Below are 10,274 nucleotides of genomic sequence, written 5' to 3' on the forward strand. Positions count from 1 at the left end.
TGGTAGCTCAACCGGCCCCCGTCGATCTCCATCAGCCGTTCCAGGACGATACTCGTATCGGGCATGCGCATCCGCATGTTCTTGGGAAGCTTTTCGGGGGTGAAACCGTTGGGTAGACCCACCGTGCCTATGATAACAAAGGACCGCGTCGACTCGAAATCCACATCGGTGAACCGGCGTTCGGCCACGAACGGATTTTTATCCAACCCCAGGAACAAATTGGGCGTCATGAAGGTATATGACCCGGAGGTATTGAGCCTTTGGCTAAAACCCAGGATTTGCTTCAGGGGTAACGAGTCGTCGTCACGGCCTTCGATGGTCAGGCTGTCCACGTGGATACCGGGGTAGGGGTTGGTGAAATAGGTTTCCCTGTAATGCGCCATCCCCGATGCCAATGCCGCGCTACGGTCGCAACGGCTATATCCATAGCTGGACACCGCGGCCTCCCCCTGGAGCGTACCCAGGGAATCGATATTCCCGTTGAGGACAACCACCGTCTTGAAACGGTCCTTGGGGTGATACAGTTCCACCCACTGCGGGTCATTCGGGTCGACCAACAGGCCCTGCGTATATTGCACATCCACCGGGATCATCCAAAAGGGCGTGTATTTGTCGGTCGCGTCCAATACGTAGCTGTCGCCGCCGATCACGACATAGGCCATCGCCTCGTTGAACTGGCGGAGGAATGGATTGTTCCGGTTGGTATGACCGTGCGCGCGGGTGCTCACCAACAAGACGCGGGCGTCCAGCCCCGCGTCGCGCAGCAGGTTGATCAACAGGAGATTGATGTCGCCCGTGTTCCCGGTCCCCTTGTCCCAGGCGGTCTTGACGCCGGTTTGGGCGTATAGCCCCTCGTAACCGTTCCATTCCATGTGCCCACGGACATAGTTATATACCGCTCCCATCCGCGACAGCGAATCCTGAAGTGAAGCCAGTGTCGAGTCAAGCTCCTTCGTATGGGGGACGTTTTTGTGAAGCTGGGCGCCGAAGTCGTCGTCGGCCATGATCTCCTTACAGAGCTCGGACCAGGTATTCCGGTACGAGTGGTTTTCGGTCCTCTGGTACGCTTGGTCCGCGCCGCCCTCGAGTACGACCGACAACTGGAATTCGATGCGCTGGAGATAATCCTGCGGCGCGGACATGTATGGCTCTTCCCGTAACGCGGGGATGTTTTTCATCGTAAACGTCCTTTGACCCGCGTTGTAAGGGTCTTCTTTTTCGTCGAGAGGCAGCGAATGCCTGACGTTGTAGTTGAATCCCAGCGCCGCGGGGACCGCCACGAAATACTGGCAGAACCGGACCGGGCAGGCCTCCTCCTGGAAATACCAGTTGTCGATGTACCCATTGTGCCGGGAGACCTTGGTGTATTTGTATTCGATCACGCTCCCCTTTTTCACATCCGGCAGACTAAAGGCGACCAGCGAATAGGATTTGTTGATGGGCTTTGTGAAAATGGCCGCCTGGTCGAGCTTGGTCTTTACGATGTTGCCGCCCGCGTCCAGGTTGTACGTCTCGCCGCTTACACCGTTGATGCCCTCTATGTTGTTTTCGGAGATGAACGGGATAGTGACGTTCGCCCTGTCGACCCCTTTGTCCTGGTAGATCTTGATCCGGAGCCGGTAGCTCGTCTCCTCGCCCGCCAGCGTGAATTTGGTTTCGCCCGTCTTGATGAGGATACAGGCGTCCGATTCGGGGTCGAAGTCGCAGGAGGTCGACGTCAGGTCGTCCTTGTCGATTTTTCCATAGGAGGGGAGGTCTTTTTGTCCATAGGAAACGTGCCCCGCGAGCAGCGCGAGGGTCAGCGCAAATAACTTTCGCATACCTTAACTTTTTTTCTTCAACACCACCTGCTCGTTAAGCGCGGTGAACAGTTTTTTATAAAATTCGCGGAAAAGGTCGTATTCGTTCGTATAATATATCGGTCGTTTAAAATCCAGGGTGATCCGGTAGCTCAGCCGGTTGTCGTCGACCTGCATCAGCCGCTCCAGCGCGATGCTGGTGTCGGGCATGATCATCCGCATGTTTTTCGGGAGCGCCTCGGCGGTAAAGCCGTCGGGCAGCCCCACCGAACCCACGATCATAAAGGACCGCATCGACTCGAAGTCCACGTCGGTGAACCGGCGCTCGGCCACGAAGGGGTTTTTCTCCAGGCCCAGGAACAAATTGGGTGTCAGGAAGGTATACTGCCCGGAGGCGTTCAGCTTCTGCGAAAAGTCCAGGGTCTGTTTGAGGGGGATCGAGTCGTTGTCGGTCCCGTCCACGACCAGGCTGTCGATGTGGAGGCTGGTATAGGGCTTTGTAAAAAACGTCTCCTTAAAATGGTCCATCCCGGATTTCAATTCTTCGCAACGTCCGCTGCGGCTGTACCCGAAGCTGTTGATCATGGCTTCGCCCGACAGCTTACCTGTCGAATCGACGTCCCCGTTGAGGATGACCACGGTCTTGAAGCGGTCCTGCGTATGGTACAACGTCTCCCATTGGGGTTGATCCCGGTCGACCACCAGCCCCCGCGTGAACTGCACGTCCAGCGGGATCATCCAGTACGGCGTGTATTTGTCCGCCGCGTTCAGCACATACCCCTCGTCCCCGATCTGGACATACGCCAGCACCTCGTTGAACTGGTGGAGCAGGGGATAGAAGGGGTTCGTATGCCCGTGCGACCGGGTGCTCGCCAGCAGGGGGCGGGCGTCCAGCCCCGCGTCCCGGAGCAGGTTGATCAGGAGCAGGTTGATATCGCCGGTGCTCCCGGTCTTCTTGTCCCAGGCGGTCTTGATCCCCTCGGAATAGATCGACCGGTCGCCGTTCCACGCCATATTCCTGCGGACGTAATTGTACACCGCGCCCATCCGCGACAGCGAATCCTTGAGCGTCGCCAGCGTGGCGTCGAGGTCCTTGGTGTGCGGTACGTTCTTATGGAGCTGCGCGCCAAAGTCTTCGTCGTCGAGCAGTTCCCCGCAAAGCTGCGGCCAGGTGCTCCGGAAACTATGGTCCGGCTCCCCGGGTATCCGGATGGCCGACAGCTGGAAGTCGATGTGCTGGAGGTAGTCCTGCGGCGCCGACATATAGGGCTCTTCCCGGAGCGCCGGGATGTTCTTCATCGTAAAGGTCTTTTGCGCCTCCTGGTATTGCTCGTCCTTTTCGTCCATCGGTAGCGTGCGTTTGACGTTGTAGGTAAAGACCAGGGGCTGGGGGAGGGACAGGAAATACTGGCAGTAGCGGACCGGGGCGTTCTCTTCCTGGAAATACCAGTTGTCGATCTCCCAGAAGGCCTTGGAGACCTTGGTGTATTTGTATTCGATCACGCTGCCCTTTTTCACGTCGGGCAGGCTGAAGGCCACCTGCGAATAGGACTTGTCGATGGGTTTTATAAAAATGGAGGCGTGGTCGAGCTTGGTCTTTACGATGTTGCCCGTGGCGTCGAGGTTATAGGTCTCGCCGCTGATACTCGTGATCTCCTCGTCCCGGTCCTTGGCGTAGAACGGGATGTTGATGTTGGCGCGTTCGATCCCCTTGTCCTTGTATATCTTGATCCGGAAACGGTAGCTCGTCTCCAGGAAGGGCTGGCCCGCCAGCGTGAACTTGGTGTCGCCGGTCTTTATGAGGACGCAGGCGTCCGCTTCGGGGTCGAAGTCGCAGGAGGTCGCGGTAAGGTCATCTTTGTCAATTTTCCCGTAGGAGGGAACATCCTTTTGGCCGAAAGTGGTTAAAGCAGCAGCAAGCAGCAAAAGGGTTGACACGGATAATTTTATCATATAATCAGATGGTTAAGCTGAGACAATATAACAAAAAATGGGAACGGAAACCGTTCCCACACCTGATTATTTTGGAAGTTATCCTAAAAACGTTCCAGCCCCGAAAAGAAGAAATCCCCTTCGATTTTGGCGTTCTCATCGCTGTCGCTCCCATGGATCGCATTTTTGCCGATGCTCTCCGCAAAACGCTTCCGGATCGTCCCTTCTTCCGCCTGTGCGGGGTTCGTTGCGCCGATCAATTTACGGAAGCTTTCGACCGCGTTGTCCTTCTCCAGGATCGCCGCCACGATCGGGCCGCTGCTCATGAAGTCGACCAGCTCCCCGTAAAACGGACGCTCTTTGTGTACTGCGTAAAATTCCCCGGCGCGTTCGGCGCTCAGGCTGGTCAGCTTCAGGGCTACGACCCTGAAACCCGCTTTGATGATCTGATCGACAATTGCTCCCGCGTGGCCGTTGCTCATCGCGTCGGGCTTGATCATTGTAAACGTTCTATTGCTCATATATGATGGTTCTAACTCGGGTGCCGCCACACGGCGGCCTTTTGGCCGGCGAAAATAATCTTTTTTGGGGAAGTGCGCCTTAAATAAGATATTCGCTCCCATTTTTATAGCGTGCAACCAATATCGGAAATATACGGGGAACTGGACAAGCAGGCGAAAAGGGTGGTGATTACGATGCACCAAAAACCGGACGCCGACGCTCTCGGCTCTTCACTGGGTCTCTATCACCTCCTGACCCGGCTGGGACACGACGTGACGGTGATTTCCCCCACCAATTGGGCGCGTTTTCTCAGCTGGATGCCCGGTGCCGACCGGGTCCTCGACTTCGAGGGGATGCAGGACAAGGCCCTGGCCGTCCTGCGCCAGACCGATTGGATCTTCTGTTTGGATTTCAATACTTTGTCAAGGACTAAGCGGATGGCCCCCGTCATAGAGGGCCTCGACTGCGTCAAAGTCTTAATCGACCACCACGAGGAGCCACAGGCGGACCGTTTCACCTATGGCGTCAGCGACCCCTCCAAGAGCTCGACCTCCGAGATGGTCTATGACTTCATCATCCATTCCGGGCACGGCGACCTCATCAACGAAGCCATCGCCGAGTGCCTCTACGCCGGCGTCATGGCCGACACGGGCTCGTTCCGTTTCCCGGTGACCACCGCCGCGGTGCACCGGATGGTGGCGGACCTCAAGGACCGAGGGCTCCGGCACTGGCTGGTCCACGAATACATCTACGACAACTTCCTGGAGAACCGCCTCCGGTTCATGGGGCACGTCCTGCTCAACCGGATGGAGGTCTTCTACGAGTATAACGCCGCGCTGATCGCCATCCCCAAGAGCGACCTGCTCCGTTTCGAGATACAGACCGGGGACACCGAAGGGCTGGTGAACTACCCCCTGAGCATCCAGGGCATCCGCCTGGCCGGGCTCGTCATCGACCGGGACGAAGAACGCAAATGGTCCTTCCGGAGCAAGGGCTCCTTCGACACCAACACCTTTGCGCGCCGGTATTTCAATGGCGGCGGTCACTACAACGCCTCCGGTGGCAGGAGCGCCGATTCGCTCACCCAGACGGTGGCCCAGTTCAAAAAGGCCCTCCAGGAGAACATCACCGCGCTCCAGACCGAGTACCCGATTCCCCTCACCAACGAACAAGTATAAATAATATCATCCATGCAAAAAGTTGTTTTGTTTTTTTTCGCGGCGGCGGTCATCGCAGCCGGCACCAGCTGTGAACAAGCCGGTTTCAAAAAGGCGGCGCACGGGACCTTCTACAAGATCATCCACGGCTCGTCCGATACCGGCAGCTATGCGATGAACGGGACCGTTATCAAATTCGACATCACCTTCAAGTATAAGGACTCCACCCTCCGCACCACCGTCGGCCAGATGCCCGCTTACGCGCCGGTCGACTCCCAGCGGCTGCCCCAACCGTATTACACCATCTTCAGCAAGGTCCGCGCCGGCGACAGCGTCGTCGTCAAACAATCGACCGACTCCCTCTTCCAGGGTCAGCCGATGCCGGCCTTTGCCAAGGCGCACGAGTTCATCACCTCGTACTTCAAGATCCACGCGGTATTCCACGACCAGGTCAGCGGCGAAGCCGACGCCCGTCACGAGCAAGACGTGATGCGCGAGCGCGACTCCGTCAAGGCCATCGCCCAGAAGGTCGAGGACGACAAGGTCATCGAAGCCTACCTGTCCAAGCACAACATCCAGGCCGTCAAGGCGCCCAAGGGCACTTACGTCCAGATCCTCGACAACGGCAGCGGCCCCGCGATCGACAGCTCCAAGGAAGTCGGCGTGAACTACACCGGTAGCACCCTGGAAGGCACCGTCTTCGATTCCAACACCGACACCACGTTCCACCACAAAGGCGACACCCTCCGCGTCAACATGGGGCTACCCCCCAACCGCGGCGGTATGATCACCGGCTTTACGGACGGTATCTCCCTTCTCCACAAAGGAGCGAAGGCCCGTCTCTACATCCCCTCCGCCCTCGGTTACGGCTCGTACGGCCGCGAACCCAAGATCAAGCCGAACGAAAACCTGATCTTCGACATCGAGGTACTCAGCGTCGACACCGTCCGCAAGATGGGTCCGATGGGCATGGGCATGGGTGGCGGTCAGGCCATGAGCCCCGCCATGATGGCCAAGATCCGCGCCCAGATGCAGGCCGCCCAGGCGCAACAGCACCAGCAGGCACAGCCGGCGCATAAATAAGCTCCGCAAAACCGCGCGCCATCGCGCCTCGAACCGTCCTACCGCGCCTCGGGCGCACTCGATACAGCCCGGGCCGAAGGCCCGGGCTTCTTTATTTGCCCCCCCCGAGCGCCTCCCACAGCCGCACCACCTCGACCGCCGGCGCAACGTCGTGCACCCGCAGTATGTGCGCTCCCTTCAAGAGCGCCGCCATGTGCAGCGCCGTCGTCCCGTTGAGCGCCGCCTCCGGTGTTACGCCCAGCGTCTTATAGATCATCGATTTCCGGGAAACGCCGACGAGCAGCGGGCGACCCAGCACCGACAGCCGGTCGAGCTCCGACAAGAGCGTATAATTGTGCGACAGTGTTTTTCCAAACCCAAAACCCGGGTCGAGCACCACGTCGTGTATACCCGCCGCGACGGCCCGGTGCGCGGCGTCAGCCAGGAAGTCGCACACCTCCAGCGCCACGTCGCCATAGTGCGGGTCGGCCTGCATGGTCTGCGGCGTCCCCTGCATATGCATCGCGATATACGGCACGCGCAGCGCCGCCACCGTGGACAACATCGACGGGTCGAAGAGCCCCGCGCTGATGTCGTTGACCATCGCCGCCCCCGCGCGCACCGCCGCCCGCGCGACACCGCTGTGGTAGGTATCCACGGAGACGAGCGCGGCCGGGTAGTGGCGAACGATCGCCTCGATCACCGGCAATACGCGGTCGGTCTCTTCCGCGGCGCTCAACGCCCGGCTCCCCGGTCGCGTGCTTTGCCCGCCCACGTCCAGGAAGTCCGCGCCCTCCTCGAGCATGCGGCCCGCCAAATCCACGGGGGCTGAAGCCCGCTCCGTATTTACACGGACCCGGCTGGCCGCAAAGAACGAGTCATCCGTCGCATTGAGTATCCCCATCACCCGCGGCCGGTCCAGGCCTGCTAAAACCCCCTTGCAGTCCAGCGTATAACCACTATTTTTATACCCCATTGTACGCAAAAATATGCAGACGGACCAACAATACGACGAGGTTGTCGCGACCAGCGAAAGGATATTTACCGATAAAACGGAGGACTACGGCACTGCCTGGACCGTCCTGCGCCCGATTTCGATCGTGGATCAGCTATATATAAAAGCCAAACGCATCCGCACCATCCAGGAGACCGGCGTGCAAAAGGTCAAGGACGACATAAGGAGCGAATTCCAGGGAATCATCAACTACGGGGCCATCGGGCTGATTCAGCTCAAACGCGGCTCTGAGCCCGCGGACCTCGGCAAGGTCGAGGCCCTCCCGCTCTACCACGACGCATTGCACATCGCCAGGGAAGTGATGCTCGCCAAAAACCACGACTACGGCGAAGCCTGGCGCGACATGAGCGTCGAAGGCCTGACCGACCTCATCCTCATGAAACTCCTCCGTATCCGCCAGATCCTCGCAAACGACGGCCAGACGCTGATCAGCGAGGGCGTCGACGCGGGTTATATAGATATCATCAACTATGCCGCTTTTGCCCTGATAAAAACCACCGGTGTATGAAAAAAGCATTGACGATCAGCCGTATCCTGGTCGGACTTCTCTTTATCTTTTCCGGCCTCGTCAAGGCCGACGACCCCCTGGGTCTGGCCTACAAGATGCAGGAATTCTTTGACGCCTGGAACTGGCACGGCTGGAACGACTACACGCTGGCCCTGTCGGTGACGATGATCGGCTTCGAGATCGTGGCGGGCGTGGCCCTGCTCCTGGGCTGGCAGATGCGGCTTTTCAGCTGGCTGCTGCTGCTCCTGATGGTGTTCTTCCTGTTCCTCACCAGCTACGTACTGTTCTCCGGCAAGATCAAGGCCTGCGGCTGTTTCGGGGATTGTATCCCGCTCACGCCCCGGCAGACCTTTACCAAGGACGTGGTCCTGCTCATCCTCATCCTCTTCCTGTTCCTGAACCGGGGGAAGATACGCCCCGCCTTCAACGGCTTTGTGAGCGTGCTCCTGCTCCTGGTCACCGTCGTATTTTGCATCGCCGGTCAGAACTATGTGCTCAGACACCTCCCCGTCAAGGACTGTCTCCCGTTCAAGGAGGGCAACAACCTGGTACAGCAGATGCAGATCCCCGTGGACGCCATCCCCGATTCCACGGTGCTGACCTTTATCTACCAGAAAGCGGGCAAGCGCTACACCTTTACCCAGGACCAGCTTCCCGCCGACCTCGATAGCTACACCTTTGTCGACCGGTCCGAAAAGGTCGTCCGCGAAGGCTATGACAACGAGCCTCCCATCAAGGACTTCGTCCTCTTCAACGCGAGCGGCGCGGACACGACTATGAACCTGCTCAGCCAGCCGGGCGCTTATTACATCCTCTTCCGCAAGGACTTCGACGAGCACACCGGCGGCGCCTGGATCGCCGAGGTCGCCCGGATCGCCAAATCCGCGCGGCAGAAGAACATCCCCTTCTTCATCGTCACCGGTCAGCGCGACCGCGCCGAGGCGCTGTTCAACCAGCAGATGCAGCTCGGTCTGCCGATCTTTACGTGCGATGTGACCGCCATCAAAACGGCCGCCCGGACCAACCCCTGTATCTTCGAGATGGACGGCCCGACGGTGACAAAGAAGTGGGGCTACGCCGATTTCGATAAAATACGCTGATGCCAGCGCCCATAAAATTCGCCGGCGCCTGACCGCGCCCCGACAACCATGAAGGCCTACGTCCTCCGGAAACTCGCTTACAGCGCCGCGGTGCTCCTCGGCGTCGTTACCGTCGTCTTCTGGCTCTTCCAGGGTTTTGGCGACCCCGCGCGCATGGTCCTCGGCCAGAGCGGCGACGCCAAGACCCTGGCGCAGATCCGCAAGGACCTCTACCTCGACCAGCCGCGCTGGAAGCAGTTCGTCTATTACCTCGACGACGTGTCGCCCCTTTGCGTCCACACACGCGCCGACATCGCCGCCAAGGGGCTGAGCGGCGTCTTCGTCGGCGGTAACGTCCGCGTCGGCCTCAAATGGCCCTACCTGCGGCGCAGCTACCAAACCAAAAAAGAAGTCGGCGCCTCGCTATGGGAGGCCCTCCCCGGCACCCTCGTCCTGGCCAGCGCCGCGCTGCTGATCGCCATCGTCATCGGCATTCCGCTGGGCGTCCTGGCCGCCCTCCGCCCCAACAACCCGACGCTGATCGTGGGAAGCGTATTGGGCATTTCCGCGCCGTCTTTCTTTATGGGCATCGTGATCGCCTACCTGTTGGGGTATGTTGCCCACATCGGCCTCCCCATGACCGGCAGCCTCTTCGATACCGAGCCCTTCACCGGCCGCCGCCTGGCCCTTTCCCACCTCATCCTCCCCGCCCTCACCCTGGGCATCCGCCCGCTCGCCATCATCACCCAGCTCACCCGCAGCGCCCTCCTGGACGTCCTCGGCCAGGACTATATCCGCACCGCCCGCGCCAAGGGCCTCCCGCCCCGCCTCGTCCTCTGGAAACACGCCCTCCGCAATGCCCTCAACCCCGTCATCACCGCCGTCACCGGCTGGTTCGCCGAGCTCCTGGCCGGCGCGTTCTTTGTAGAATATATCTTTGGCTGGAAGGGTATCGGCAAGCTCACCGTCGACGCCCTATCCCAATTGGACTACCCCATCGTCATGGGCTCCGTCCTCTTCTCCGCCGCCGCCTTCACCCTCGTGAATTTCGCGACCGACATCCTCTACGGCGTCGTCGACCCCCGCGCCCGGGCCTAAAACTCCCCGCGCCCTACCGATCCGCGCCTAACCCGCCTGCGCTAACCCGCCCGCGCCCATGCCATACGCGCCAAGCCCGTGCGCCCATGCCTATCGGCGCCGGAGTCGGGGCGAGGTGCCTCT

The 10,274-nt window shown here is 59.7% G+C and carries 9 protein-coding genes; 5 read left to right on the top strand and 4 right to left on the bottom strand.

Translation table 11 applies throughout. The annotated features are described in order from the left end of the window. From VL547_RS12790 to VL547_RS12800, 3 genes are all read right to left on the bottom strand, one after another. A partial coding sequence (locus VL547_RS12790; RefSeq protein WP_325578309.1) for a DUF3857 domain-containing protein occupies positions 1-1,820 on the bottom strand: 1,820 nt, incomplete at its 3' end. 3 nt (positions 1,821-1,823) lie between these two features. Further along, positions 1,824-3,752, bottom strand: coding sequence for a DUF3857 domain-containing protein (locus VL547_RS12795; RefSeq protein ID WP_325578311.1), 1,929 nt, complete (start codon positions 3,750-3,752; stop codon positions 1,824-1,826). A gap of 83 nt (positions 3,753-3,835) precedes the next feature. After that, the gene (locus VL547_RS12800; protein WP_325578313.1) at positions 3,836-4,252 is read right to left on the bottom strand and encodes a nucleoside-diphosphate kinase; all 417 of its coding nucleotides are present in this window, start codon (positions 4,250-4,252) and stop codon (positions 3,836-3,838) included. A 111-nt stretch (positions 4,253-4,363) separates the two neighbouring features. Between VL547_RS12800 and VL547_RS12805 the strand changes: the two genes are divergently transcribed. Then, the gene (locus VL547_RS12805; RefSeq protein ID WP_325578315.1) at positions 4,364-5,410 is read left to right on the top strand and encodes a DHH family phosphoesterase; all 1,047 of its coding nucleotides are present in this window, start codon (positions 4,364-4,366) and stop codon (positions 5,408-5,410) included. 12 nt (positions 5,411-5,422) lie between these two features. Further along, complete coding sequence (locus VL547_RS12810; protein WP_325578317.1) at positions 5,423-6,472, top strand: FKBP-type peptidyl-prolyl cis-trans isomerase; 1,050 nt, start codon at positions 5,423-5,425, stop codon at positions 6,470-6,472. A gap of 91 nt (positions 6,473-6,563) precedes the next feature. Here the strand turns inward: VL547_RS12810 and folP are convergent, their stop codons facing one another. Next, positions 6,564-7,427, bottom strand: a complete 864-nt coding sequence (folP, locus tag VL547_RS12815; RefSeq protein WP_325578319.1) for a dihydropteroate synthase — start codon at positions 7,425-7,427, stop codon at positions 6,564-6,566. Positions 7,428-7,440: 13 nt separating this feature from the next. On the opposite strand from folP, the gene VL547_RS12820 reads away from it, so the two are divergent. From VL547_RS12820 to VL547_RS12830, 3 genes are read left to right on the top strand one after another with little or no spacing between them, the layout of a single operon-like run. Further along, complete coding sequence (locus VL547_RS12820) at positions 7,441-7,974, top strand: DUF1599 domain-containing protein (protein WP_325578321.1); 534 nt, start codon at positions 7,441-7,443, stop codon at positions 7,972-7,974. Further along, positions 7,971-9,074 carry a BT_3928 family protein gene (locus VL547_RS12825; protein WP_325578323.1) on the top strand — a complete coding sequence of 368 codons (1,104 nt, stop codon included), beginning with the start codon at positions 7,971-7,973 and terminating at the stop codon, positions 9,072-9,074. The genes VL547_RS12820 and VL547_RS12825 overlap by 4 nt, the downstream gene beginning before the upstream one ends. Positions 9,075-9,122: 48 nt before the next feature. Then, positions 9,123-10,151 (top strand): ABC transporter permease, encoded by a 1,029-nt coding sequence (locus VL547_RS12830; protein ID WP_325578325.1) that lies wholly within the window; start codon positions 9,123-9,125, stop codon positions 10,149-10,151. Positions 10,152-10,274 lie beyond the last annotated feature (123 nt).

The sequence above is a fragment of the Dinghuibacter sp. genome, from assembly GCF_035492835.1.
Lineage (GTDB): Bacteria > Bacteroidota > Bacteroidia > Chitinophagales > Chitinophagaceae > Dinghuibacter.

What these genes read in the sequence shown, in the direction of transcription:
- VL547_RS12800 (WP_325578313.1), bottom strand. Translation starts at nt 4,252, where the DNA reads ATGAGCAATAGAACGTTTACAATGATCAAGCCCGACGCGATGAGCAAC.
- VL547_RS12825 (WP_325578323.1), top strand. Translation starts at nt 7,971, where the DNA reads ATGAAAAAAGCATTGACGATCAGCCGTATCCTGGTCGGACTTCTCTTT.
- VL547_RS12810 (WP_325578317.1), top strand. Translation starts at nt 5,423, where the DNA reads ATGCAAAAAGTTGTTTTGTTTTTTTTCGCGGCGGCGGTCATCGCAGCC.
- VL547_RS12830 (WP_325578325.1), top strand. Translation starts at nt 9,123, where the DNA reads ATGAAGGCCTACGTCCTCCGGAAACTCGCTTACAGCGCCGCGGTGCTC.
- VL547_RS12795 (WP_325578311.1), bottom strand. Translation starts at nt 3,752, where the DNA reads ATGATAAAATTATCCGTGTCAACCCTTTTGCTGCTTGCTGCTGCTTTA.
- folP (WP_325578319.1), bottom strand. Translation starts at nt 7,427, where the DNA reads ATGGGGTATAAAAATAGTGGTTATACGCTGGACTGCAAGGGGGTTTTA.
- VL547_RS12820 (WP_325578321.1), top strand. Translation starts at nt 7,441, where the DNA reads ATGCAGACGGACCAACAATACGACGAGGTTGTCGCGACCAGCGAAAGG.